The 25,728-nt window shown below is 70.1% G+C and carries 21 protein-coding genes; 7 read left to right on the top strand and 14 right to left on the bottom strand.

All coding sequences use genetic code 11. The features are described from left to right. The first annotated feature begins 73 nt into the window (after positions 1-73). Complete coding sequence (locus ACZ7EG_RS23480; protein WP_167526560.1) at positions 74-238, top strand: hypothetical protein; 165 nt, start codon at positions 74-76, stop codon at positions 236-238. Between the two features lie 91 nt (positions 239-329). Here ACZ7EG_RS23480 and dnaE read toward each other — a convergent pair whose 3' ends face one another. Next, positions 330-3,869 carry a DNA polymerase III subunit alpha gene (dnaE, locus tag ACZ7EG_RS23475; RefSeq protein ID WP_471082162.1) on the bottom strand — a complete coding sequence of 1,180 codons (3,540 nt, stop codon included), beginning with the start codon at positions 3,867-3,869 and terminating at the stop codon, positions 330-332. A gap of 216 nt (positions 3,870-4,085) precedes the next feature. Here dnaE and ACZ7EG_RS23470 point away from each other — a divergent pair, with 216 nt between their 5' ends. The 4 genes from ACZ7EG_RS23470 to ACZ7EG_RS23455 all read left to right on the top strand — a co-directional run bounded on the left by ACZ7EG_RS23470 (position 4,086) and on the right by ACZ7EG_RS23455 (position 8,896). Further along, the gene (locus ACZ7EG_RS23470) at positions 4,086-5,435 is read left to right on the top strand and encodes a DUF2252 domain-containing protein (RefSeq protein ID WP_471082159.1); all 1,350 of its coding nucleotides are present in this window, start codon (positions 4,086-4,088) and stop codon (positions 5,433-5,435) included. 69 nt (positions 5,436-5,504) lie between these two features. Continuing rightward, positions 5,505-6,200 carry a hypothetical protein gene (locus ACZ7EG_RS23465; protein WP_471082156.1) on the top strand — a complete coding sequence of 232 codons (696 nt, stop codon included), beginning with the start codon at positions 5,505-5,507 and terminating at the stop codon, positions 6,198-6,200. Positions 6,201-6,314: 114 nt separating this feature from the next. Beyond that, complete coding sequence (locus tag ACZ7EG_RS23460; RefSeq protein ID WP_471082153.1) at positions 6,315-7,133, top strand: thioredoxin domain-containing protein; 819 nt, start codon at positions 6,315-6,317, stop codon at positions 7,131-7,133. A gap of 92 nt (positions 7,134-7,225) precedes the next feature. Further along, entirely contained in the window at positions 7,226-8,896 is a 1,671-nt protein-coding gene (locus ACZ7EG_RS23455; protein WP_471082150.1) for an alkaline phosphatase D family protein, read from the top strand. A 14-nt stretch (positions 8,897-8,910) separates the two neighbouring features. Here the strand turns inward: ACZ7EG_RS23455 and ACZ7EG_RS23450 are convergent, their stop codons facing one another. Further along, positions 8,911-9,525 (bottom strand): dienelactone hydrolase family protein, encoded by a 615-nt coding sequence (locus ACZ7EG_RS23450; RefSeq protein ID WP_471083026.1) that lies wholly within the window; start codon positions 9,523-9,525, stop codon positions 8,911-8,913. A gap of 62 nt (positions 9,526-9,587) precedes the next feature. Here ACZ7EG_RS23450 and ACZ7EG_RS23445 point away from each other — a divergent pair, with 62 nt between their 5' ends. Further along, a complete protein-coding gene (locus ACZ7EG_RS23445; RefSeq protein WP_471082147.1) occupies positions 9,588-10,721 on the top strand; it encodes a mechanosensitive ion channel family protein in 1,134 nt (377 codons plus the stop codon). A gap of 81 nt (positions 10,722-10,802) precedes the next feature. Here ACZ7EG_RS23445 and ACZ7EG_RS23440 read toward each other — a convergent pair whose 3' ends face one another. From ACZ7EG_RS23440 to ACZ7EG_RS23415, 6 genes are all read right to left on the bottom strand, one after another. Beyond that, positions 10,803-11,543 carry an SDR family NAD(P)-dependent oxidoreductase gene (locus ACZ7EG_RS23440; protein WP_471082144.1) on the bottom strand — a complete coding sequence of 247 codons (741 nt, stop codon included), beginning with the start codon at positions 11,541-11,543 and terminating at the stop codon, positions 10,803-10,805. 62 nt (positions 11,544-11,605) lie between these two features. Next, positions 11,606-13,192: a Na+/H+ antiporter gene (locus tag ACZ7EG_RS23435; protein ID WP_471082141.1), complete on the bottom strand. Its 1,587-nt coding sequence runs from the start codon at positions 13,190-13,192 to the stop codon at positions 11,606-11,608. Positions 13,193-13,287: 95 nt separating this feature from the next. Next, positions 13,288-13,755: a GNAT family N-acetyltransferase gene (locus tag ACZ7EG_RS23430; RefSeq protein WP_471082138.1), complete on the bottom strand. Its 468-nt coding sequence runs from the start codon at positions 13,753-13,755 to the stop codon at positions 13,288-13,290. Beyond that, positions 13,752-14,696: an RluA family pseudouridine synthase gene (locus ACZ7EG_RS23425; RefSeq protein WP_471082135.1), complete on the bottom strand. Its 945-nt coding sequence runs from the start codon at positions 14,694-14,696 to the stop codon at positions 13,752-13,754. The genes ACZ7EG_RS23430 and ACZ7EG_RS23425 overlap by 4 nt, the downstream gene beginning before the upstream one ends. A 43-nt stretch (positions 14,697-14,739) precedes the next feature. Continuing rightward, the gene (gene lspA / locus ACZ7EG_RS23420; protein ID WP_471082132.1) at positions 14,740-15,399 is read right to left on the bottom strand and encodes a signal peptidase II; all 660 of its coding nucleotides are present in this window, start codon (positions 15,397-15,399) and stop codon (positions 14,740-14,742) included. An 89-nt stretch (positions 15,400-15,488) separates the two neighbouring features. Next, on the bottom strand, positions 15,489-16,733 hold the full coding sequence (locus ACZ7EG_RS23415; protein WP_471082129.1) for a TraR/DksA family transcriptional regulator: 1,245 nt from the start codon (positions 16,731-16,733) through the stop codon (positions 15,489-15,491). Positions 16,734-17,346: 613 nt separating this feature from the next. On the opposite strand from ACZ7EG_RS23415, the gene ileS reads away from it, so the two are divergent. Next, a complete protein-coding gene (gene ileS, locus ACZ7EG_RS23410) occupies positions 17,347-20,499 on the top strand; it encodes an isoleucine--tRNA ligase (RefSeq protein ID WP_471082126.1) in 3,153 nt (1,050 codons plus the stop codon). A 195-nt stretch (positions 20,500-20,694) separates the two neighbouring features. On the opposite strand, the gene ACZ7EG_RS23405 is transcribed toward ileS, so the two are convergent. From ACZ7EG_RS23405 to ftsZ, 6 genes are all read right to left on the bottom strand, one after another. Further along, entirely contained in the window at positions 20,695-21,816 is a 1,122-nt protein-coding gene (locus ACZ7EG_RS23405; protein ID WP_351637003.1) for a DivIVA domain-containing protein, read from the bottom strand. Between the two features lie 56 nt (positions 21,817-21,872). Beyond that, on the bottom strand, positions 21,873-22,157 hold the full coding sequence (locus ACZ7EG_RS23400) for a YggT family protein (protein ID WP_030248691.1): 285 nt from the start codon (positions 22,155-22,157) through the stop codon (positions 21,873-21,875). A 59-nt stretch (positions 22,158-22,216) separates the two neighbouring features. Further along, positions 22,217-22,858, bottom strand: coding sequence for a cell division protein SepF (locus tag ACZ7EG_RS23395; protein ID WP_062926338.1), 642 nt, complete (start codon positions 22,856-22,858; stop codon positions 22,217-22,219). Between the two features lie 129 nt (positions 22,859-22,987). Then, positions 22,988-23,707, bottom strand: coding sequence for a YggS family pyridoxal phosphate-dependent enzyme (locus ACZ7EG_RS23390; protein WP_471082121.1), 720 nt, complete (start codon positions 23,705-23,707; stop codon positions 22,988-22,990). A 6-nt stretch (positions 23,708-23,713) separates the two neighbouring features. After that, entirely contained in the window at positions 23,714-24,445 is a 732-nt protein-coding gene (gene pgeF, locus ACZ7EG_RS23385) for a peptidoglycan editing factor PgeF (RefSeq protein ID WP_471082118.1), read from the bottom strand. Positions 24,446-24,455: 10 nt separating this feature from the next. Then, positions 24,456-25,649 carry a cell division protein FtsZ gene (gene ftsZ, locus ACZ7EG_RS23380; RefSeq protein ID WP_381460339.1) on the bottom strand — a complete coding sequence of 398 codons (1,194 nt, stop codon included), beginning with the start codon at positions 25,647-25,649 and terminating at the stop codon, positions 24,456-24,458. Positions 25,650-25,728: the final 79 nt, after the last annotated feature.

The raw sequence follows: 25,728 nt of genomic DNA, 5'->3' as shown, positions 1-25,728 counted from the left end.
ACATGCGATCGTTGTCGGCCTGTGTGAATCTGGTCCCGGCCCTGGCCCCTAGTCCCCTACAGGAGGCATCACCATGGCCAAGAACAAGAACCGTGACCGTAAGCAGCAGCGTCCGACCGAGCGTGGTCAGCGGGCCGACCGCAGCCCCGCCTCGCAGACGGAGCCCCAGCCCGAGGTCGAGGCGACCCCCGGCGAGATGGCGTCGGCCAAGCGAAAGCGCAGCTTCGGCCACAACTGACGTCTGTGTGGCGGGTTGTTGAGCCCACGCACATGAACGAGGGGCGTACCCGATCCCGGGTACGCCCCTCGAGCGCCTCAAGAGCCCTGCGTCACCCGGCGAGGCAGGACGGTCCGAGCAGCACCTTCAGGTCGCCGAAGAGCGCCGGGTCCGGCTTCACCCGGTGCCGGTCCAGCCGCAGCACGGTCGTCTTGGTCGGCCCCTGGAGCTTGATCCGGACCTCGCTGTCGCCCTTGTGGTGGCTGAGGACCTCTCCGAGGCGGCTGACCAGCGGCGGGGTGACCCGGGTGGCCGGGATGGTGAGGACCACGGGTGCGTTGGTGCCCGCGTTCGACAGGTCCGGGATCATCAGCTCCATCGCGACGAGCCGCGGGATGTCCTCGCGCTTGTCGAGGCGGCCCTTGACGAACACCACGGCGTCCTCGACGAGTTGCGTCGAGACGAGCTGGTAGGTCGCGGGGAAGAACATGCACTCGATCGAACCGGCGAGGTCCTCGACGGTGGCGATGGCCCAGGCGTTGCCCTGCTTGGTCATCTTGCGCTGCAGGCCGGAGATGATGCCGCCGATGGTCACCACGGAGCCGTCGGAATAGTCACCGCCGGTCAACTGGGAGATGCCCGCGTCCGCCTTGTCGGACAGGATGTGCTCCAGGCCGAACAGCGGGTGGTCGGAGACGTACAGACCGAGCATCTCCCGCTCCTGGGCGAGGAGATAGGTCTTGTCCCACTCGTCCGGGGAGAACTCCACGTCGAGCCCGAAGCCCGGCTCGCTGGTCTCGGCCTCGCCCATGCCGCCGAAGAGGTCGAACTGTCCCTCGGCCTCCTTGCGCTTGACCGCGACCACGTTGTCGATCATCGGTTCGTAGTGCGCGGTGAGGCCCTTGCGGGTGTGGCCCATCGCGTCGAAGGCGCCGGCCTTGATCAGCGATTCGGTGGTGCGCTTGTTGCAGACCACCGCCTCCACCTTGTCGAGGTAGTCCGGGAAGGAGACGTACTTCCCCTTGGACGTGCGGCACCTGATGATCGACTCGACCACGTTCGTGCCGACGTTGCGGACGGCGGAGAGGCCGAAGAGGATCACGTCGTCGCCCTGGGCCGCGAAGTTGGACATCGACTCGTTGACGTCCGGCGGGAGGACCTTGATGCCCATGCGTCGGCACTCGTTGAGGTAGACGGCCGACTTGTCCTTGTCGTCCTTCACCGACGTGAGCAGCGCGGCCATGTACTCGGCGGGGTGGTTCGCCTTGAGGTACGCGGTCCAGTACGAGACGAGTCCGTACGCGGCGGAGTGCGCCTTGTTGAACGCGTAGCCGGCGAAGGGGACCAGCACGTCCCACAGGGCCTGGATGGCCTCGTCGCTGAAGCCCTTCTTGCGGGCGCCCTCCTTGAAGAGGACGAAGTTCTTCGCCAGTTCCTCGGGCTTCTTCTTGCCCATCACGCGACGGAGGATGTCGGCCTCGCCGAGCGAGTAGCCGGCGATGATCTGGGCGGCCTTCTGCACCTGCTCCTGGTAGACGATCAGGCCGTAGGTGACGTCCAGGACCTCCTTGAGCGGCTCCTCCAGCTCGGGGTGGATGGGCGTGATCTCCTGCTGGCCGTTCTTTCGAAGGGCGTAGTTCGTGTGGGAGTTCATGCCCATGGGGCCCGGGCGGTACAGGGCCGACACGGCGGAGATGTCTTCGAAGTTGTCCGGCTTCATCAGCCGGAGCAGGGAGCGCATGGGGCCGCCGTCGAACTGGAAGACGCCGAGGGTGTCGCCGCGCTGGAGCAGTTCGAAGGTCGTGGGGTCGTCGAGCGGGAGGCTCAGGAGGTCGATGTCGACCCCCTTGTTGGACTTCACCATCTTGACGGCGTCGTCCATGATCGTGAGGTTGCGCAGGCCCAGGAAGTCCATCTTCAGCAGGCCGAGCGACTCACAGCTCGGGTAGTCCCACTGCGTGATGGTCACGCCGTCGGTGTGCCTGACCCAGACCGGGACGTGGTCGGTGATGGTCTCGCTGGACATGATCACGCCGGCGGCGTGCACGCCCATCTGCCGGACCAGGCCCTCGACGCCCTTGGCGGTGTCGATGACCTTCTTCACGTCCGGCTCGTTCTCGTACATCGCCCGGATCTCGCCCGCCTCCGAGTAGCGGGGGTGCTCGGGGTTGGTGATGCCGTCGAGGTTGATGCCCTTGCCGAGGACGTCGGCGGGCATGGCCTTGGTGAGGCGGTCGCCCATCGCGTACGGGTAGCCCAGCACGCGCGCGGAGTCCTTGATCGCGTTCTTGGCCTTGATGGTGCCGTAGGTGCCGATCATGGCGACCTTGTCGGCGCCGTACTTCTCCGTCACGTACCGGATCACCTCGACGCGCCGGCGCTCGTCGAAGTCGATGTCGACGTCGGGCATGGAGATGCGCTCGGGGTTGAGGAACCGCTCGAAGATCAGGCCGTGCGGGATGGGGTCGAGGTCGGTGATGCCGAGGGCGTAGGCGACGATCGAGCCGGCCGCGGAGCCTCGGCCGGGGCCGACCGCGATGCCCTGCTTCTTGGCCCACATGATGAAGTCGGCGACGACGAGGAAGTAGCCCGGGAAGCCCATCGAGATGATGGTGTCCATCTCGTACTCGACCTGCTTCATGCGGTCGTCCGGGATGCCGTCCGGGAAGCGGCGGTGCATGCCGCGCAGGGTCTCCTCGCGGAACCAGCTGACCTCGGTGTACCCCTCGGGGATGTCGAACTTGGGCATGAGGTCGCGCTTCTCGAACATGCCTGTCGTGTCGACCATCTCGGCGATCAGGCGCGTGTTGGCGCAGCCCTCCTGCCAGGCGTCCGAGGAGTCGATGGCGTACATCTCGTCCGTGGACTTCAGGTAGTAGCCGGTGCCGTCGAACCGGAAGCGGTCGGGGTCGGAGAGGTTCTTGCCGGTCTGGATGCACAGCAGCGCGTCGTGGGCGCTGGCCTCGTGCGCGTACGTGTAGTGCGAGTCGTTGGTGACCAGCGGGGGGATGCCGAGCTTCTTGCCGATCTCCAGGAGGCCGTCGCGGACCCGGTGCTCGATGTCGATGCCGTGGTCCATCAGCTCCAGGAAGTAGCGGTCCTTGCCGAAGATGTCCTGGTAGTCGGCGGCGGCCTTCAGGGCCTCGTCGAAGTGGCCGAGGCGCAGCCGGGTCTGGACCTCGCCGGAGGGGCAGCCGGTGGAGGCCACGATCCCCTCGGACCACTGGGCGATGGTCTCCTTGTCCATCCGGGGCCACTTCTGCAGCCAGCCCTCGGCGTACGCGTCGGAGGACAGCCGGAAGAGGTTGTGCAGGCCGACGCTGTTCACGGCCCACATCGTCTTGTGGGTGTAACCGCCGGAACCGGAGACGTCGTCCCGCTTCTGGTGCGGCTGACCCCACTGGATCTTGCGCTTGTTGCGCCGGGACTCGGGCGCGACATAGGCCTCGATCCCGATGATCGGGGTCACACCGGACTTCTGGGCGGTGTGGAAGAAGTCGTAGGCGCCGTGGAGGTTGCCGTGGTCGGACATGGCGATGTGCGTCATGCCCATCTCGTTGCACGCGTTGAACATGTCCTTCAGCCGCGCGGCACCGTCCAGCAGCGAGTACTGGGTGTGGACGTGCAGGTGCGTGAACGGCGGCTTTGACACGGCTGCGGCCTCCAGAGAAAACGTACGACAAATGGGGCCCGGCAGGCTGCGGACAGTCTGGGGGACAGCGTCGAAGTCTATGCCTCGGCACTGACACCTCGAGGGCTGACCCGCGTACCTTCGTGCGAGGTTCGCGGGCACTCCCGTGGGCCGCAGCACGTTAGGCAGAGGGCGGACCTGCCGCCCTGAGACGTTTGCACCAGGAGGCACCCAGCGATGTCGTTCCCGCAGCTCGACGACGAGCACCGCGGTGAGGAGATCCTCGCCGTCTTCGACACCGCCTTCGGCGAGCTCCTGGCCGCCGACCCGGCCGCGTTCCGCGTGAAGTTCCGGAAGATGGCGGCCTCGGCCTTCGCCTTCTACCGGGGGACGGCCGGCCTGTTCTACCACGACCTCGACGAGGAGAACGCCGTCAGGGGTGGCGGGAAGACGCTCAGCGGGCCGTACCTGGACGAGCGCACCTCGCGGGTGTGGATCCACGGCGATCTGCACGCGGAGAACTTCGGCACGTACATGGACGCCAACGGCCGCCTGATCTTCAACGTCAACGACTTCGACGAGGCCTACGTCGGCCCCTTCACCTGGGACCTCAAGCGGCTCGCCGCCTCCATCGCGCTGATCGGCTACGCGAAGGCGCTCAGCGACGAGCAGATCTCCGAGCTGGTGACGATCTACGCGGTCGCCTATCGCGAGCGGATCCACGCCCTGGCGACGGGCGCGAAGAGCGACGAGGTGCCGCCGTTCACGCTGGACACGGCGCAGGGCCCGCTGCTCGACGCGCTGCGGGACGCCCGCTCGCTGACCCGCTTCGGCCTGCTGGACTCGATGACGGAGATCCGCGACTTCGAGCGCCGCTTCGCCGCGGGAGGCGGCTCCGTCGAGCTGGACGCGGCCACGCGCTACAAGGTCCTCGCCGCCTTCGACGGTTACCTGGAGACGCTGCCCGACAGCTCGCTGACCCGTCCGGACTCCTACCGCGTGAAGGACGTCGTCGGCCGGCGCGGCATCGGCATCGGCTCGGCGGGGCTGCCGTCGTACAACATCCTGCTGGAGGGGCACAGCGACGCCCTGGAGAACGATGTCGTGATCTACATCAAGCAGGCCCAGACCCCGGCGGTCTCGCGGCACATCACGGACCAGGCGATCCGCGGGTACTTCCAGCACGAGGGGCACCGCACGGTCATCTCCCAGCGCGCCCTCCAGGCGCACGCCGACCCGTGGCTGGGCTGGACCGAGCTGGACGGCGCGGGCCAGCTGGTCGCCGAGGTCTCGCCGTACGCGGTGGACCTCGACTGGGGCGACATCGACGACCCGGCCGAGATCGCCCAGGTGGTGGCCGACCTCGGCCGGGCGACGGCCACGATGCACTCGGCGGCGGACGACCAGTCCGGCGAGTCCCTGGTGCCGTTCTCCACGGAGCGGGCCATCGACGCGGCGATCGCGGCCGACGAGGAGGGCTTCGCGCCCCTGCTGGTCGACTTCGCGCACAGCTACGGCGCCCGCGCGCGTGCCGACCACCAGACCTTCGTGGACCTGTTCCGCAACGGCCGCATTCCGGGCCTGTGACGGCAAGGCCTCTCACAGGCATCCTTTAGGGGTCCCTTACAGGCCCCCGTGACACACTCTCCTATCGTTATGGACATATCCGGGATCCAGCTCAGAGCCGTACGCGCGGCGCTGTTCACGGCCGTGGTCGTGACGCTCAGCACCGCGTCGCACGTCCTGCTGTCCCGGGCCCCGCTGCCCATGGGCACGGTGGCGGCGGTCACCACCGCCGTGTTCGTGATCGCGTTCGCCCTGGCGGGCCGCGAGCGCTCCTTCGGGAGGATCGCGGCCCTGCTGATCCCACTGGAACTCGCCGCCGACACGGTTTTCACCACGGGCCAGCACGCCTGTTACGGCCGGGCGGGCGGTCCGGTCGCCGGCCCGCTGCGCTCGGTCGGCCTGGACGTGCTGTGCGGCGGCGGCGAGGTCGGCACGCCGCTGGCCCGGATGGCCGGCGCCACGGGCACGGAACGGCTCGCGAGCGCGGTCGCCCACGCCGACCCGGCCACCGCCTGGTTGCTGCTCGGCGCGCACATCGGCGTCGGGCTCCTCGCCGCCGTCTGGCTGCGCCGCGGCGAGCGGGCCCTGGCCCAGCTGCTGCGGGCGGTGACGGCGACCACGTTCCGGCCGCTGCTGCTGGCGGTCGCCGCGGTCGCGGTGGAGCGGGCCCCGACCGGGCGGCGTCTGCCGGCGCGTGCCGCCCACCGCACGCCCACCGCACGCGACCGGATCCTCGCGTACTCCCTGGGACGGCGTGGACCGCCGTGCTCACCCGCCTTCGCGTAAGGCACCCGTCGTCGTGGGAGGCACCTTCGCCCCCTGCGGCCCTTTCGAGCACCAGCAGTCCCCCTACGTGTCCCGCACACACTGATGTGCGCGTCCCCTACGGAGAACATCACCATGAGCAAGCGCAACAGCCAGTCGGCGAAGACGGCGGCCCGTGAGCGGCTGCGCATCGAGCGCGAGCGCGAGGCCAAGCGGGCGAAGACCAACCGGCAGATCATCGTCGCCTGCTCCATCGTCGGTGTCCTGGCGATAGCCGGCGGCATCGGATACGCGGTCGTCCAGGCCAACAAGCCCACCCACTGGGAGGCCGTCAAGGACGAGAAGGTCGTCACGCCGGCCAACACCACGGGCACCGACGGCACCACGGTCGTCATCGGCAAGGACTCGGCAAAGAAGACGCTGAAGATCTACGAGGACCCGCGCTGTCCCGTGTGCGCCCAGTTCGAGCAGACCGTCGGCCCGACCGTGAAGAAGGACATCGACGACGGCAAGTACAAGATGCAGTTCGTCGGCGCCACGTTCATCGACGACAAGGACAACGGCGAGGGCTCCAAGAACGCCCTGAGCGCGATGGGCGCCGCGCTGAACGTCAGCGACAAGGCGTTCCTCGACTACAAGGCCGCGCTGTACTCGGCGAAGTACCACCCCGAGGAGACGACCGACAAGTTCAAGGACGACAGCTACCTCATCAAGGTCGCGGACACCGTCCCCGAACTGAAGGGGAACAAGAAGTTCCAGGACGCGGTCGAGAAGGGCACCTACGACGCCTGGGCCATGGCCATGTCGAAGACCTTCGACGACAACAAGGACGGCGTGAAGGGCACTCCGGGCTTCGTCATGGACGGCAAGCAGCTCACCGCCGACAGCCAGGGCACGCCACTGATGACCGTGGACGACTTCAACCGGGTCGTGGGCGAGGCCCTCAAGAAGTGACGGCAGGTCAGGGACCGGTCGGCATGTGAAGAGCGGGCGAACTTCCGGAGTTCGCCCGCTCCGGCGCATACCGACCAGTAACCTGATCGGTCGTGACCAGTCGATACAGATCATCGAATACGTCAGAGGGCCTCAACTCCCTCACCCCGCGCCGCCGTACGGTCGTCAAGGCCGCGGCGGCGACCGCTGTCCTGGCCGGGCCGCTGGCGGCGACCCTGCCGGCGCGCGCCGTCGACCAGGCGCCCGCCTTCCTGCACGGCGTCGCCTCCGGTGACCCGCTGCCCGACGGCATCCTGCTGTGGACCCGCGTCACCCCGGTGCCGGAGGCGATACCCGGCTCAGGAGTCGGCCCCGACACCGAGGTGAGCTGGGTCGTCGCCAGGGACAAGGCGTTCACCACCGTCGTCGCCAAGGGCTCCACGACGGCGACGGCGGCCTCCGACCACACCGTGAAGGCCGACATCCGCGGCCTGGAACCGGGCACCGACTACTGGTTCCGCTTCTCCGCCGGCGGCACCGACTCCCCCGCGGCGCGCACCCGCACCGCCCCCGCGCACGACGCCGCCGTCACGGGCCTGCGCTTCGGCGTGGTCTCCTGCGCCAACTGGGAGGCCGGCTGGTTCTCCTCGTACCGGCACCTCGCTGCCCGCGGCGACCTGGACGCCTGGCTGCACCTCGGCGACTACATCTACGAGTACGGCACCGGCGAGTACGGCACCCGCGGCACGGTCGTGCGCCCGCACGCCCCGGCCCACGAGATCGTCACGCTCGCCGACTACCGCATCCGGCACGCGCGCTACAAGACCGACCCGGACCTCCAGGCGCTGCACGCGACGGCCCCGGTCGTGGCGATCTGGGACGACCACGAGTTCGCCAACGACACCTGGTCGGGCGGCGCGGAGAACCACACGGAGGGCGCGGAGGGCGCCTGGTCCGCCCGCCAGGCCGCCGCCAAGCAGGCCTACTTCGAGTGGATGCCGGTGCGCCCGGCGATCGCCGGCACCACCTACCGCCGGCTGCGCTTCGGCAAGCTGGCCGACCTCTCGCTGCTGGACCTGCGGTCCTTCCGCTCGCAGCAGGTGAAGGTCGGCGACGGCGAGGTCGACGACCCGGACCGCACGCTCACCGGCCGCGCCCAGCTCGACTGGCTCAAGGCGGGACTGAAGTCCTCCGACACCACCTGGCGGCTGGTCGGCAACTCGGTGATGATCTCGCCGTTCGCCATCGGCTCGCTCTCCGCCGACCTGCTGAAGCCGCTGGCCAAGCTGCTGGGCCTGCCGCAGGAGGGCCTCGCCCTCAACACCGACCAGTGGGACGGCTACACCGACGACCGCCGCGAGATCCTGGCGCATCTGCGGACGAACGCGATCCGCAACACGGTCTTCCTCACCGGCGACATCCACATGGCCTGGGCCAACGACGTGCCGGTGGACGCCGGCACCTATCCGCTCTCCCCCTCGGCCGCCACGGAGTTCGTCGTCACGTCGGTCACCTCCGACAACCTCGACGACATCGTGAAGGTCCCGGAGGGCACGGTCTCCGCGGTCGCCTCCCCCGTCATCCGCGCCGCCAACCGGCACGTCCACTGGGTCGACACCGACCGGCACGGCTTCGGCGTACTGGACATCACGGCCGAGCGCGCGCAGATGGACTTCTACGTCGTCTCCGACCGCACGAAGCGCGACGCGACCGCCAAGTGGTCCCGCTCCTACCGCACCCGCAGCGGCACGCAGAAGGTCGAGCGCACCTACGACCCGGTCTGAGCCGGCCGGCCCTCTCAGAGGGTGTCGAGGAAGCCGAGCGCCACCCGCCAGGTGGCCTCGGCGGCCTCCTCGTCGTAGTCGGGCAGGTCGGGGTCGGTGTAGAGGTGGCCGGCCCCGGCGTACCGGTACACCTCGACGTCGGCGCCGGTGCGGCCCATCTGGAGGTACCAGGCGCTGAGCCAGTCGTCCGTCTCGAAGGGGTCCGGCTCCGCCACGTGCAGCTGGACCGGCAGGTCGTCCGCCGTGACGTCGGGCGCGATGTCCGACGTGCCGTGCAGGAGCAGCAGGCCGCGGGCCTTGTCGTCGCCGAGGGCGAGGGTCTGGGCGATGGAGGCGCCGAGCGAGAACCCGGCGTACACCAGCCCGCGCTCGGAGTAGGGAGCGGCGGCCAGCACGGCCCGCTTCAGCAGCTCCTCCTTGCCGATCTTCTCCTTGTGCTCCATGCCCTCCTCGACCTCATCGAAGGTGCGCCCCCCGAAGAGGTCGGGCGTCCACACCTCGTGTCCGGCCGATCGCAGCCGGTCAGCGGCCTGGAGCACCGCGGGCCGCAGTCCGAAGGTCGAGTGAAAGAGCATGATGTTCATGAGGCCATGGTGCCAGCCGGGTGTGACGGCCCGAGTTCCCGGCACTACCCAGGACGCAGCAGAAGTCACATGTTCATGCACCCCGGGAGCCGGTTAGGTTCGGGGGCATGGAGAACCTGCTACGACCGCTGATCGTGGTCGGTGGCTCGGTCGTGCTCACGCTGGTGATCGGCTGGGCCACCGACTTCCTGCTGCGCAAGGCCGACGAACGGCATCACGACACCCCGCTGTGGGGGCTGCTCCGCCGTGCCCGCATCCCCTACCAGCTCGTGCTGTGCGCCGCCCTGCTGAGAGGCTCGTACGACGAGGCGCAACTGCTGCAGAGCCGCGAGGAGGCCGCCGGCCGGGTACTGACCCTGGTGCTGATCGGGTCGACCGCCTGGCTGATCATCCGGATCGCCGGGGCGATCGTCGAGACGTCCTACAGCCGGTACGCCCATGCCCGGGTCCAACGGGACCCGGCCCGGGTCCGCCGGGTGCGCACCCAGGTGACGCTCATCATGCGGGTCGTGTCCGCGATCGTCGGCGTGGTGGCCGCGGCGAGCATGCTGCTGACCTTCCCGGCGTTCAAGGCGGCCGGTGCCTCGCTGCTGGCCTCGGCCGGCATCCTCGGCATCGTCGCCGGTGTCGCCGCGCAGTCCACGCTGAGCAACATGTTCGCGGGCTTCCAGATCGCCTTCGGTGACATGGTGCGCATCGGCGACACCGTCGTCGTGGACGGCGAGTGGGGCACGGTCGAGGAGATCACGCTGACGTTCCTGACCGTCCGCACGTGGGACGAGCGCCGGATCACCATGCCGGTGTCGTACTTCACGTCCAAGCCGTTCGAGAACTGGTCGCGCGGCACCCCGCAGATGACCGGCACCGTCTTCTGGCACGTGGATCACTCCGCGCCGCTGGAAGCGATGCGCGAGAAGCTGCGCGACATCCTGCGCGAGTGCCCGGCCTGGGACGGCCGCGAATACAACCTGACCGTCACGGACAGCACCCCGAGCACCATGGAGGTGCGGGCCTTGGTGACGGGCAAGGACGCGGACGACATCTGGACGGTGCGGGTCACGGTCCGCGAGCAGATGCTCAGCTGGCTGGCGGACGAGCACCCGTACGCGCTGCCCCGGATCAACACGGCGGACGCGATCCTCCCGCCGTCCTCCCGCGGCAACGGCCACCGCCCGTCCCAGGAGACCGTACCGGCCCAGCAGCGCCGCTATCACGGAAACGGCTCCGGACGGCCGGGGTAGTGACGGCACGGGCCGACGCCCGTACGGACGACTGGAGGGGCTGCCCGCGGCGCGGGCAGCCCCTCCTCCTCGGCTGTCGGGTCAGTGGCCGCGCTCGGCGCCGCCGTTGACCTGGATGATCTGCGAGGTGATGTGCCCCGCGCCCGGGGAGGCCAGCCAGTGCAGGGTCTCGGCGACGTCCCCCGGGGTCCCGGCCCGACCGTTCGACGTCTCGCCGATGAGCCGGTTGCGGCGCTCCTCGGCCATCGCGTCACCGAAGAACTCGGTGTCCTCGATGTACCCGGGGGCGACCACGTTGACGGTGATGCCGCGCGGCCCCAGCTCCCGGGCCAGATCGTGGGCGTAGGGATGCAGCCCCGCCTTGGCCGCCGCGTACGCGCCGGTTCCCGATCCGCGGTAGGCGGCGATGGAGCTGAGGAACAGCACCCGGCCGCCGGGCTCCGCGAGCCGCGGCTTCAGCGCCTCGGTGAGCAGGACCGCGGTCAGGGTGTTGAGCCTGAAGTTCACGTTCCAGCTGTGCGCGACGGCCGCGAGCGGATCGTCACCCGGGGCATCCGGTTCGAGCAGCCCGCTGCCCCCGGCACTGTGCACGAGCACGTCCACGGATCCCAACTCGCGCTCCACGAAGGCGGCGACGCCGCGCACGTCCTCCGGCTCGGCGAGATCGGCCGCGTAGGTCGACGCGCCGGGCACGTCGGCCTTCTCCAGCACCTCGGTCCGCCGCCCGAGCAGCACCACCCGGTCCCCGCCGGCGGCGAACACCCGGGCCGCCGCGAGCCCAATTCCCGTACCTCCACCACTGATTACCACGTTCCGTGCCATGCGAACGACCCTACGAGGCCCCGGCCGCCCGCCGTCAAACGGCATCCGGAGCCGACGCCGGCTCACCGCAGGCTACGGACGTCGAGGTGCCGCAGGACCCGGTCGACCACCTCGGGATCAGCCCCGGGCTCGCTGCGCGCCGCCAGCACCTCGTGGCGCGCCGCGCTCAGCATCTCCTGCTGGATCCGCCGCAACCTCCTCACCCGCCGGGCGCCCTCCCGGTACGCCTCCCGCCGCTCGTCCTCCGCGAGTTCGGGACTGATCCGCACGCCGATGTCGTAGGCGCGCCGCAGCATCTGCTCGGACAGCTCCTCCGGCAGCTCCTCCTTGTCCTGGATCTCCCGCAGTCTCTCCTTCGCCGCCTTGGCCGCCCGGATCGCCAGCCCCTTGGCGAGCTCCTTCTCCCGGTCGGTGTCGGCCTTCACGCCGAGCCGCCGCACCAGCCACGGCAAGGTGAGCCCCTGGAGCACCAGCGTCGCCATGATCACGCCGAACGCGATGAAGATGATCTCGTCCCGGCTGGGGAACGGCGCACCCGTGTCGGTCTCCAGCGGGATCGCCAGCACCAGCGCGACCGAGGCCACCCCGCGCATCCCCGACCACCACATCACCACGGTCTCGCGCCAGCTCACCGGGATGTCCTCGTCGTAGTCCCGCCGCGCGTGCAGCCGCTTGGTCAGCCAGGTCGCCGGCAGCAGCCACAGCAGCCGGGCGAACACGACGACGACCACCACCACCGTCGCCCACCACAGCAGCTCGCCCCAGCGCCCGGAGGCCGTGCGGATCGCGTTGTGCAGCTCCAGCCCGACCAGCCCGAACGCCACTCCGGTGACGAGGGTGTCGACGATGTTCCAGAACGTGTGCCCGGCCAGCCGCGTCATGACGTCGTCGGCGTCGGAGCCGTACTCCGCGAGGAACAGTGCGGTGGTGAGCACGGCGAGCACCCCGGACCCGTGCAGTTCCTCGGCCATGACGTACGAGGCGTACGGCACCAGCAGGGTCAGCCCGATCTGCAGGGTCGCGTCGCCGAGCACCTCCATCAGCTTGTTGGCGCCCCAGCCCAGTGCGAGCCCCACCGCCACGGCCACCACGGCCGACAGCACCAGGTCGAGTCCGGCCTTCCAGGGCGAGAACGTCCCGCTGACGGCCGCGGCGATCGCCACGTGGTAGAGGACGATGGCCGTCACGTCGTTGAAGAGCCCCTCACCCTCCAGGATCGACACCAGCCGGCGGGGCAGCCCCAACTGCCCGGCCACGGCGGTCGCCGCGACCGGGTCCGGCGGCGCCACCAGCGCGCCCAGCGCGAACGCCGCCGCGAGCGGCAGCCCCGGCACGATCGCGTCGGCCACGGCGGCCACGCAGGCCATGGTGACGAACACCAGCGCCACGGCGAGCAGGAAGATCGGCCTCTTGTTCGCCGCGAACTGCCGCCAGGACGTGCGCCGCACGGCGGCGTACAGCAGGGGCGGCAACAGCAGCGGCAGGATCAGGTCCGGCGCGATCTCGACGTTCGGCACGAACGGGAGCAGCGCGAGGACTATCCCCAGGAGCGTCATCAGCACCGGGGCGGGCACCTTGAACCGGTCCCCCACGGGGACACTGATCACGGCCCCGAGCAGCAGCACGAACAGCAGGGCCAACTGATCCACGGTCAGCGCTCCGAATGGTCAGATGTTCACACGACTGACCTCAAGCCTGCCACGCAACTCCCGGGACAAACCGGTTCGGCACCCACCACGTGGGGTCAAAGCGAACGCCGCATCCCCTGGTGCGGAATGCCAGCCTCCAAGTACTCGGGCCCATAGGGCTCGTACCCGAGCCGCTCGTAGAAGCCCTGCGCGTGCGTCTGCGCGTGCAGGTCCACGGCCGTCAGCCCCCGCGCGCGTGCCGCGTCCTCGATGGCCCGCACCAGGGCGGCGCCGACACCGAGTCCACGCGCCGGCCCCGTCACGGCGAGCCTGCCGAGGGAGCCCACCAAGGGGTCCCCGCCGGTCTGCGCGACGGCCGCCTCCCCCTGCAGCAGCCGCCCGGTCCCGAGCGGCACACCGTCCTCACCGGCCGCCAGCACATGGACCGCGCCGGAGTCGTACGCGTCGTACTCGAGGTCCTCCGGTACGCCCTGCTCGCCGACGAAGACCTCCTTGCGCACCGCGAAGCACGCCTCCCGGTCGGCCGGGTCCTCGGCGATCCGCACCACGTACGGGGTGCTCACGCGTAGGTCTCCTCGCGGACCTGGTCGAGGGCTTTCTGCAGGTCCTCCGGGTAATCGCAGGAGAACTCCACCCACTGCCCGTCCCCGGGGTGCTCGAAGCCGAGCCGCACCGCGTGCAGCCACTGCCGGGTCAGGCCGAGGCGCCTGGCGAGGGTCGGGTCGGCGCCGTAGGTGAGGTCGCCGACGCAGGGGTGCCGGTGGGCGGCCATGTGGACGCGGATCTGGTGCGTGCGGCCGGTCTCCAGCTTCACGTCGAGCAGCGAGGCCGCGCGGAAGGCCTCCATGAGGTCGTAGTGCGTGACGGAAGGCTTGCCCTCGGCGGTGACGGCCCACTTGTAGTCGTGCTGGGGGTGCCGGCCGATGGGTGCGTCGATGGTGCCGCTGGTCGGGTCGGGGTGGCCCTGGACGAGCGTGTGGTACCGCTTGTCGACCGTGCGCTCCTTGAACTGGCGCTTGAGCGAGGTGTACGCCCGCTCCGACTTGGCCACGACCATCAGCCCCGAGGTGCCCACGTCGAGCCGGTGCACGATGCCCTGGCGCTCGGCGGCGCCGGAGGTCGAGATGCGGTACCCGGCGGCGGCGAGCCCACCGATCACGGTCGTCCCGGTCCAGCCCGGGCTGGGATGCGCGGCGACACCGACCGGCTTGACGATCACGACCACGTCGTCGTCGTCGTGCACGATCTCCATGCCCTCGACCGGCTCGGCGACGATCTGCACCGGCGCGGGCGCCTGCGGCATCTCGACCTCCAGCCAGGCGCCGCCGTGCACGCGCTCCGACTTGCCGACCACCGACCCGTCGACCGTGACCTTCCCCGCGGCGGCGAGCTCGGCCGCCTTGGTACGGGAGAAGCCGAACATGCGGGAGATGGCGGCGTCGACGCGCTCGCCCTCCAGGCCGTCGGGCACGGGCAGGGTACGGATCTCGGGAATCGTGCTCACCCGTCGAGTATGCCGGACGGCTACGACGGCACCGTACGCGCGCTCAGTCCTTGTGGACGGTGCCGTCCGGGTCGAGGCCCCGGAAGGACAGCAGCACGATCAGGACGCCACCGCACACGATCGCCGAGTCGGCCAGGTTGAAGACGGCGAAGTGCTTGGGCGCGATGAAGTCCACGACCGCGCCCTCGAAGACGCCCGGTGCCCGGAAGATCCGGTCGGTGAGGTTGCCCAGCGCACCGCCGAGCAGCAGGCCGAGCGCGATCGCCCAGGGCAGGCTGTAGAGCTTGCGGGCGAGACGGGCGATCACCACGATCACCGCCGCCGCGATCATGGTGAAGATCACGGTGAAGGCCTCGCCGAAGCCGAAGGCGGCGCCCGCGTTGCGGATCGCCTCGAACCTCAGCCAGTCCCCGATGATCTCGATGGGCGGGTGGTGCTCCAGCTTGGCGACCACGATCAACTTGCTGATCAGGTCGAGGGCGTAGGCGAACGCGGCGACGGCGAACAGCACCGCGATCCGGCGCCTGCCCCGGGGCCGCCCGGCGGTGGCCTCCGGCTCGCCGGAGCCGGACGTCCCCGCCCCGGCCGCCGGGTCGGTGCCGGGCTCCCCGGCCGGGGTGCCCTCGGCGTCGGGCCGCTCCTTGCCGCCCCCGGCCGCGTCCGGTGTGTCCGGCGTACCGATGATGCGCTCCGCCTCTGCCACGTGAGTCCCTCAACCTAGGTGCCTGACTGAGGACGAGGGTACGGCACGCCCTGCGCGTCCCACGTGCTCAGGAGGCATTCGGCGGCCCGTCAGTACCGGCGCTCCTGCTTCTGCTTGCACTCCACGCAGAGCGTGGCGCGCGGGAAGGCCTGCATCCGGGCCTTGCCGATGGGATTGCCGCAGTTCTCGCACAGGCCGTAGGTGCCCGCGTGCAGGCGTTCCAGGGCGCGCTCGGTCTGGAGGAGCATCTCGCGCGCGTTGGCGGCCAGGGCCAGCTCGTGCTCGCGGGTGATGTTCTTGGTGCCGGTGTCCGCCTGGTCGTCGCCCGCGCCGTCCCCCGAGTCCCGCATCAGGCCCGCGAGCGAGCGCTCCGACGACGTGATCTCCTCCCGCAGCCGGGTCTCCTCGGAGGTCAGCTCGGACCGCGCCTCCTCGACCTCCTCCGCCGTCCAGGGGTCCTCGCCGAGGCGTACCGCGAGCTCGCCGGGCTCCGCCGCGGCCACCCGTGCCTTGGGAACGGCGGTCTTCGCCGCCGTGGCCGGGCCAGGAGTCTTCTTCGCAACCACCGTCGTCGCTCCCGTCTGCTGCGCGGCCTCCGCCGCACCCGCCTTCTTGGCCGTGCTGGTCGCGGCCGTGTCCTGTGTGACCGCGCCGGTCCGGGCAGCGCCCTTCCCGGCCGCGCTCTTCGTGGTGGTGCTCTTGCCTCCGGCGGCCTTCTCGGCCGGGGCCTTCTCGGGTGGGGCCTTCTTGGCGGCGGCCTTCCTGCCGGCCTTCGCGCCCGCCGCCGCCCCGCCGACGGCCTTCTCGACGTCGGCCGATCCACCGACCGCCTTCGTGCCCCTCGCCCTGCCTCCCGCCCTCCCGGCGGTCGTCTCCTCGGCCGGGGTGGTCCTCCCGGCCGCCGGCCTCTTGCCTGCCGTCTTCCTCCCCGCCGCCCGCTCGGCCGGTCCCCGCTCGGCCGATGCCTTCGCCGCGCCCTTCCCGGCCGCTGCCGTTTTGGCCGTGGCCGCCTTTGCGGGTGCCGCTCTCACCGCGGCCGCCTTGGCCGGTGCCGCTCTCACCGCGGCCGCCTTGGCCGGTGCCTTCTCGGTCACGGCACGCGAAGCCACCCCTTCCTGGGCCACGGCCTTCTCCGCCGTCGCCTTCCTCCTGGCCCTCTTCGCCCCGGCCGCCCTCGTCCCCTCGGCCGCCTTCCCCGCGTGCTCCTTCGCCGCCCGCCCCGCCGAACCCCCCTGGGTTGACTTCTTCCCGCCCACGTCCTTCGCAGCGCCGCCGGCGGCCTTCGCGGACCTGCCGGACGCCGGCTGCTGTACGGCGGTCTTCTTCGCCACCATGGCCGCGGCCCCTTCACATATTGTGATCTTGCTCGCGAATCGTGCTGGGACGATAAATCGACTCGAGTCCCGCGGCAACGGGGCACACCGCTCGATTCGCCCGCCTCGCGCACGCCGTGCGGCGAGCATGCATCCGTTGTGCCCAGCTCCCCGCCCGGTAATCCGCCGAGCCGGACGTCCCAGGATCCGAACACCTATACCGTGCTATTCGGGTCATCAAACCCATATCGCACACCACGCGGCACACCGGCCCCGGCCGCCCCGGAAACCGGTCGGCCGCTGTCCGCACGGCGCCGTACACTGGGCGGAGCGAAAAGCGTGGATGGGGACGAGTAGCGGCGTACGCAGCCCAGAGCGACCCGGGGACGGTGGAAGCCCGGGGGCGAGCGCGACGTGAAGATCACCCCGGAGCCGCCGGAAGAAAGCCGGAGCCAGTGGGCTGCGGCCGGTAGACCCGGCATCGCGACCCCAATGAGGGGGCTCGCCGGCGCACACCCCGTGCCGGAGGGCCAAGGAGGGTGGTACCGCGGGAGCGCGCCGAAGGCGGCGCAGGCAGACGTAGCTCTCGTCCCTCCGGACGGAAGGCAGCAAGTCCGCCGGAGGAAGCCCGCTGATGACATCGCCGACGTACCGCCAGGTGCCCGCCCAGGTCGACCTGCCCGCCCTCGAGCACGCCGTGCTCGACTTCTGGCGCGAGCAGAAGATCTTCGCCAAGAGCCTGGAGCAGTCCGAGGGCCGCCCCGAGTGGGTGTTCTACGAGGGCCCGCCCACCGCCAACGGCATGCCCGGTGCCCACCACATCGAGGCACGCGTCTTCAAGGACGTCTTCCCCCGCTTCCGCACCATGCGCGGCTACCACGTGGCCCGCAAGGCCGGCTGGGACTGCCACGGCCTCCCCGTCGAGCTCGCCGTCGAGAAGGAGCTCGGCTTCTCCGGTAAGCAGGACATCGAGGCCTACGGCATCGCGGAGTTCAACGCGAAGTGCCGCGAGTCGGTGACCCGGCACACGGACGCCTTCGAGGCGCTCACGACCCGCATGGGCTACTGGACCGACCTCCAGGACCCGTACCGCACGATGGACCCCGAGTACATCGAGTCGGTCTGGTGGTCGCTGAAGGAGATCTTCAACAAGGGCCTGCTGGTCCAGGACCACCGCGTCGCCCCCTGGTGCCCCCGCTGCGGCACGGGCCTGTCGGACCACGAACTGGCACAGGGCTACGAGACGGTCGTCGACCCGTCGGTCTTCGTCCGCTTCCCGCTCACCTCCGGCCCGCTCGCCGGCGAGGCCGCGCTCCTGGTCTGGACGACGACCCCGTGGACCCTGGTGTCCAACACCGCCGTCGCCGCCCACCCCGAGGTCACCTACGTCGTGGCGACGAAGGGCCCGGAGGGTTCGGAGAAGCTCGTCGTCGCCGAGCCGCTCCTCGCCAAGGCCCTCGGCGAGGGCTGGGAGACCACCGGCCAGTCCTTCACCGGCGCCGAGATGGAGCGCTGGACGTACCAGCGCCCCTTCGAACTGGTGGAGTTCCCGGCCGACGCCCACTTCGTGGTCAACGCCGAGTACGTCACGACCGAGGACGGCACGGGTCTGGTCCACCAGTCCCCCGCCTTCGGTGAGGACGACCTCAAGGTCTGCCGCTCCTACGGCCTGCCGGTCGTGAACCCGGTCCGCCCGGACGGCACCTTCGACGAGGACGTCCCCCTCGTCGGCGGCGTCTTCTTCAAGAAGGCCGACGAGAAGCTCACCGAGGACCTCGACAGCCGCGGCCTGCTCTTCAAGCACATCCCGTACGAGCACAGCTACCCGCACTGCTGGCGCTGCCACACCGCGCTCCTCTACTACGCGCAGCCCTCCTGGTACATCCGCACCACGGCGCTCAAGGACCGCCTCCTCGCGGAGAACGAGGGCACCAACTGGTTCCCGGAGACGGTCAAGCACGGCCGGTACGGCGACTGGCTGAACAACAACATCGACTGGGCGCTGTCCCGCAACCGCTACTGGGGCACCCCGCTGCCCATCTGGCGCTGCGAGGACGACCACCTCACCTGTGCCGGCTCCCTCGCGGAGCTGACCGAGCTGACCGGCACGGACCAGTCGGGCCTCGACCCGCACCGCCCGTTCATCGACGAGGTCACCTTCGCCTGCCCGCAGGGCGGTTGCGGAAAGACGGCCACGCGCGTGCCCGAGGTGATCGACGCCTGGTACGACTCGGGTTCGATGCCGTTCGCGCAGTGGGGCTACCCGTACAAGAACAAGGAGCTGTTCGAAGCCCGCTACCCGGCGCAGTTCATCTGCGAGGCCATCGACCAGACGCGCGGCTGGTTCTACACGCTGATGGCCGTCGGCACGCTGGTCTTCGACAAGTCCTCGTACGAGAACGTCGTCTGCCTCGGCCACATCCTCGCCGAGGACGGCCGCAAGATGTCCAAGCACCTGGGCAACACCCTGGAACCGATCCCGCTGATGGACCGGCACGGCGCCGACGCGGTGCGCTGGTTCATGGTGGCCGGCGGCTCCCCGTGGGCGGCCCGCCGCGTGGGCCACGGCACGATCCAGGAGGTCGTCCGCAAGACGCTCCTGACGTACTGGAACACGGTCGCCTTCCAGGCCCTCTACGCCCGTACCACGGGCTGGGCCCCGTCCGAGGCCGACCCGGCCCCGGCCGACCGCCCGGTCCTGGACCGCTGGCTGCTGTCCGAACTGCACGCCCTCACCGACCAGGTCACCCAGGCGCTGGACGCCTACGACACCCAGCGCGCCGGCAAGCTGCTGTCCGCGTTCGTCGACGACCTGTCCAACTGGTACGTGCGCCGCTCCCGTCGCCGCTTCTGGCAGGGCGACAAGGCGGCCCTGCGCACCCTGCACGAGGTCGTCGAAACGGTCACGCAGCTGATGGCCCCGCTGACCCCGTTCATCGCCGAGCGGGTCTGGCAGGACCTGATCGTCCCGGTCACCCCGGGCGCCCCCGAGTCGGTTCACCTGTCGTCCTGGCCGCAGGCGGACCTCGGCGCCATCGACCCGGAGCTGTCGAAGCAGATGGTGCTGGTGCGCCGGCTGGTGGAGCTGGGCCGGGCCACGCGCGCGGAGTCGGGCGTCAAGACGCGTCAGCCGCTGTCCCGCGCACTGATCGCGGCGACGGGCTTCGACGCGCTGGGCTCCGAACTGCGCGCGCAGATCACGGAGGAGCTGAACGTCGAGTCCCTGGCGACGCTGAGCGAGGTCGGCGGCAGCCTGGTCGACACCACGGCGAAGGCCAACTTCCGCGCGCTGGGCAAGCGGTTCGGCAAGCGCGTCCAGGACGTGGCCAAGGCCGTCGCGAACGCGGACGCGGCCGCCCTGTCCCTGGCCCTGCGCGAGGGCACGGCATCGGTGGAGGTCGACGGCGAGACCATCGCGCTGGCGCCCGACGAGGTCATCATCACGGAGACCCCCCGCGAGGGGTGGTCGGTGGCCTCCGACGCGGGCGCGACGGTCGCCCTGGACCTGGAGATCACCGAGGAGCTGCGCCGGGCGGGCCTGGCCCGTGATGCGATCCGCCTGATCCAGGAGGCCCGCAAGAACAGCGGCCTCGACGTGGCCGACCGCATCGCGCTGCGCTGGACGGCGACCGACCCGGCCGTCACCGAGGCCCTGGCCGAGCACGCCGGTCTGATCGCCGACGAGGTCCTGGCAACGGACTTCGCCCAGGGCGAGGCGGACGACACCTACGGCGAGCCCTTCACCGACGAGGGGCTGTCCCTGACGTTCCGCCTGCGCAAGGCCTAAGACTCAGGCCGAACAGCCCGAAGGCCCGGGCCCGCCAAAGATCTTGGCGGGCCCGGGCCTTCGGCGTTGCGTCCGCACGAACACGGGTGCGCGGTGACGAACACACGGGGCAAAAGGGCGAGGCCCCGGGTGGGAACCCGGGGCCTCGCCCTGAACGCTGCCGACGTCTATGCCGTACTACTGGCCATCAGGCCGTCAGTTGTCATCCTCGTCGATCAGGAAGCCCCGCATCGGCGAGGGCGCCTGACCCATCGGGGACGGGCCCTGCGGACGGACCGGAGCCATCGGCTGGGTCATCGCCGGCGACATCTGCTGCTGGCCGCCGTAGGACGGACCGGACGGCGAGGGTGCGCCACCCATCGTCTGGTTGCCACCGCCGTAGGACGGGGCGCTCGCGCCGGCCGGAGCCATGGAAGGCGCCGGGGACGGCGGGAGGGACGCGGTCGCCGGGGTGCGCGGCGGAGCCAGCGAGTCGTCGGCCTGGGTCTCCAGCTGGCGCAGCTGCGACTCCAGGTACGACTTCAGGCGCGTGCGGTACTCGCGCTCGAAGCCGCGCAGGTCCTCGACCTTGCGCTCCAGCGTGGCGCGGGCGGACTCCAGGGAGCCCATCGCGACGCGGTGCTTCTCCTGCGCGTCCCGCTCCAGGGCGTCGGCCTTGGCACGGGCGTCACGCTCCAGACCCTCGGCACGCGAACGCGCCTCGCCGACGATCTTGTTGGCCTCGGAGCGAGCCTCGGCGATCGCCTGGTCGGCGGTCTGCTGGGCCAGCGAGAGGACACGGGCGGCGCTGTCGCCACCGGGGCCTTGCTGACCGGGGCCGCCCATCGGACCGCCCATGGGGCCGGGGCCGCCCATGGGGCCGCCCATCTGCTGCTGCATCGGGGGCTGGCCCATCGGACCCGGACCCTGGCCCATCGGGCCGGGACCCTGAGGTCCCCCCTGACCGCCGGGACCGGCGGGCAGCTGCGGGGCACCGCTCGGCAGCTGGGGCGGACCACCCATGGGGCCACCCATCTGCTGCTGCGGCGGGCCCGATATGCCGGCGGGGACAGGACCACCAGGACCGCGCATACCCTGCTGCTGTTGCTGCTGATCCTGCTGCGGCTCCGGAGGCTTGCGCATGTTCTGCTGGTTCTGCGCAGCAGCGCGCGTGGCCGCGGCCAGTTTGGCGCGCAGGTCCTCGTTCTCGCGGAGCAGGCGGGTCAGTTCGGCTTCGACCTCGTCGAGGAAGGCATCGACCTCGTCCTCGTCATAGCCTTCTCGGAGGCGGACGGTCGTGAACTGCTTGTTCCGCACGTCCTCGGGGGTCAACGGCATCTCTTCACCTCAACGTAGTCGTCGGCATTCGGCAAGACGGAAGGTCACATCGCTCATCACAGCCGGCTCACGATCGAGATCAGGATGTAGACGATGATCATCAGTACGAAGAAGGACAGGTCTAGCGCCACGCCCCCGAGACGCAGCGGCGGAATGACCCGCCGCAGAAGCTTGAGCGGTGGATCAGTGACAGTGTAGGTGGCCTCCAGAACGACCACCATCGCCTTGCCGGGTTGCCATGAGCGGGCGAACTGGAAGACATAGTCCATGACCAGTCGGAAGATGAGCACGATGAGGAAGCACATCAGCGCGATGTAGACGACATCCAAAACCACGCTCATGACCTCTTGCTTCCCTCTCCCCTGTGCCCTGCTCGGTACTGCTGTTCCGGTGGTGCGTCTCAGCTCTGGTTGAAGAACCCGCCCTCTGCGATGCGGGCCTTGTCCTCCGCCGTGACATCGACGTTAGCAGGCGACAACAGGAACACCTTCTGCGTCACCCGCTCGATACTGCCGTGAAGACCAAACACCAAACCTGCCGCAAAGTCGACAAGTCGCTTCGCATCTGTGTCGTCCATCTCAGTCAGATTCATGATCACCGGAGTGCCTTCACGGAAGTGTTCCCCGATGGTACGGGCCTCGTTGTAGGTCCGTGGGTGAAGCGTGGTGATCCGGTAAGGCTCTCGTTCGGACACGACCTTGGGCATGATCACCGGTGCGTTCTTCTCCAGATTTGCGCGTTCTTGTGTGATGGACGCCACGGGCGCGATGCGCGCCGGGCGGCTGGATTCCGCGGGTAGCGAAGCGGAGCGGGCGGCCGGTTCGCGAGGTGCGGGCGGCTGTACGACTCGTACCTCTTCGTCCCTTTGGGGCTGATGTGAGACGTGCGGCTGGTGGGACGGCTCGTGCCGTCGGTGGTCCCGCTCGGGCTCCGGGTCCAGTTCGGGTTCGAAGTCGTCGTCGGGGTCGAATCCGCGGCCGTCGTACCCATCGTCCTCCACGAGGCCGAGGTAGACCGCCATCTTGCGCATCGCGCCGGCCATGCTCTGAGTCCTCCGCTCTGTGGTGGATCGGCTGACGACTGCCAAGTGCCCGCGATCCACGTGGTCCTTGAATCCACCTTTCGGCGGCAATGACCATATTTTCTGCTGTGGTCCGACTTCTTGGCGACGTTACCCGAGCCTGGGGCGGACTCCGAGTACCGCGCTGCCGACGCGCACATGTGTCGCTCCGGCCGCCACGGCCTGTTCGAGGTCCGTACTCATCCCTGCCGAGACCATGGTGGCAGTCCGGTGCCTCCGGCGCAGGTCGGTCGACAAAACCACCAACCGCTCGAAGGCCGCCCGTTCGCGTCCGGCGTACTCGCCGGTGAGCGGCGCGACGGTCATCAGTCCGTCGAGCCGCAGCCCCGGCGCGCCGGCCACGAGATCGGCCAACTCCCCGATCCCGTCGGGCGCGACGCCGCCCCGCTCGCCCCGGGCACTCTCACCGGCGTCGAGTGCGACCTGGAGGAGGCATCCCAGTTCGCGCCCGGTCCGGACGGCCTCCTTCGACAAAGCTGTGACGAGCTTGGAACGATCGACGGACTGCACGAAATCCGCGTAACCGGCCACCGAGCGCACCTTGTTGGTCTGGAGTTGACCCACAAAGTGCCATGTGAGGGGCAGATCCGAGCAGGCCGCGGCCTTGGGGGCCGCGTCCTGGTCGCGGTTCTCGGCGACGTGCCGCACACCGAGTTCCGCGAGGATCCGCACGTCGCTCGCGGGGTAGGTCTTGGTGACCACGATCAGGGTCACCTCGTCACGCGCCCGCCCCGCGGCCGCGCACGCGTCGGCGATGCGCCGCTCCACTCTCGCCAGATTCGCGGCGAGTTCATCTTTACGGTCCGTCATGCCCTATCAGTCCAGCCACACATAACCCGCGAGCCGACCGGTGGTGCGGTCGCGGCGGTACGAGAAGTGATCGCGCGACTCCAGCGTGCACACCGGCGACTGCTCCCGGTCACGCACTCCGAGCCGTTCGAGCTGGGCGTGCACTCCGGCGCTCACGTCGACCGCCGGTGTGCCCCAACTGGTTTCGGCGTACGCCGCCGGCTCGATGGCGGACACCTCGGCGCGCATCGCCTCCGGCACTTCGTAACACCGGCCGCAGACGGTGGGCCCGGTGCGGGCGACGATCCGGGAGGGCTCGGCACCCAGTTCCGTCATCGCGCGCACGGCGGCCGGCACGACTCCGGCGATCATGCCGGGCCGGCCCGCGTGGGCCGCCGCGACGATTCCGGCGGCGGGGTCGGCGAGCAGTACGGGCACGCAGTCGGCGGTGAGCACGGCGAGGGCGAGCCCCCGGCGCGTGGTGACGATCGCGTCGACCGACGGGATCGCGGCCGAGGATCCCCATGGTCCGTCCACCACCGCGACGTCGGCCCCGTGCACCTGGTTCATCCAGACGACCCGGTCCGGCTCGACGCCCAGGTGCTTGGCGGCCAGCTCCCGGTTGGTGCGTACGGCGTCGGGAGCGTCACCGACCGCTCCGCCGAGGTTGAGCTCCTCATACGGAGCGGCGCTCACCCCGCCCCACCGGTCGGTGAAGCCGAAGTGCGCGCCGCTCGCGCTTTCGCGCTGTCCTATCACGACTGAAGGATCACTTGAGGAAGTCCGGTACGTCCAGTTCCTCGGCCGCGCTGTCCGAGTAGGTCCGCGGCGCCGGCGTGACCGGCGGGGCGACCGGGATGTCCTTGACCGGCTCGGGCGCGGGCTCCGGGTCCTCCTTCGGGGTCACGCTGCCGAGCGATCCGAAGGACGGACGGCTCTCGGTCTGCCGTACCGGGGCCGGCTCCTCACGCTTGGCCGAGGACGAGCCGAGGACGTTGTCCCGCTTGGCGGGCGGCTGGCCGCCGTCGAAGCCGGCCGCGATCACGGTGACCCGCACCTCGTCGCCGAGGGCGTCGTCGATCACCGCGCCGAAGATGATGTTGGCCTCGGGGTGGGCTGCCTCGCTCACCAGCTGGGCGGCCTCGTTGATCTCGAACAGACCGAGGTCGGAGCCACCCGAGATGGAGAGCAGCACACCGCGGGCGCCGTCGATGGACGCCTCCAGCAGCGGCGAGGAGATCGCCATCTCGGCCGCTGCCACCGCACGGTCGTCGCCGCGGGCCGAGCCGATGCCCATGAGGGCCGAGCCGGCCTCGGACATGACCGACTTGACGTCGGCGAAGTCGAGGTTGATGAGGCCCGGGGTGGTGATGAGGTCGGTGATGCCCTGGACACCGGAGAGCAGGACCTGGTCGGCCGACTTGAAGGCGTCCAGCACCGAGACCTGGCGGTCCGAGATGGACAGCAGCCGGTCGTTCGGGATGACGATGAGGGTGTCGACCTCTTCACGGAGTTCGGCGATGCCGTCCTCGGCCTGGTTCGCGCGCCGCCGTCCCTCGAAGGTGAACGGGCGCGTGACCACACCGATGGTGAGGGCACCGAGCGAGCGGGCGATGTTGGCCACGACGGGCGCGCCGCCGGTGCCGGTGCCGCCGCCTTCACCGGCTGTCACGAAGACCATGTCGGCCCCCTTGAGGACCTCCTCGATCTCCTCGCGGTGGTCCTCGGCGGCCTTGCGGCCCACGGCCGGGTTGGCGCCGGCGCCGAGTCCGCGGGTGAGTTCACGGCCGACGTCCAGCTTGACGTCGGCGTCGCTCATCAACAGAGCTTGCGCGTCGGTGTTGATGGCGATGAACTCGACGCCCTTGAGACCGACCTCGATCATCCGGTTGATGGCATTGACACCACCGCCGCCGACACCGATGACTTTGATGACTGCGAGGTAGTTCTGCGGTGCTGCCACGTCGAAGGCCTCTCGCCTCGAGTTACGTGTCGACGGATCAGCGTGACGCCCTGCGCCCCGCGACCCGACGACTGATGCC

The organism is Streptomyces sp. NPDC037100, from assembly GCF_055606225.1.
The sequence above is the reverse complement of the archived record's forward strand: the minus strand, read 5'-3'. Positions and strand labels throughout refer to the sequence as shown.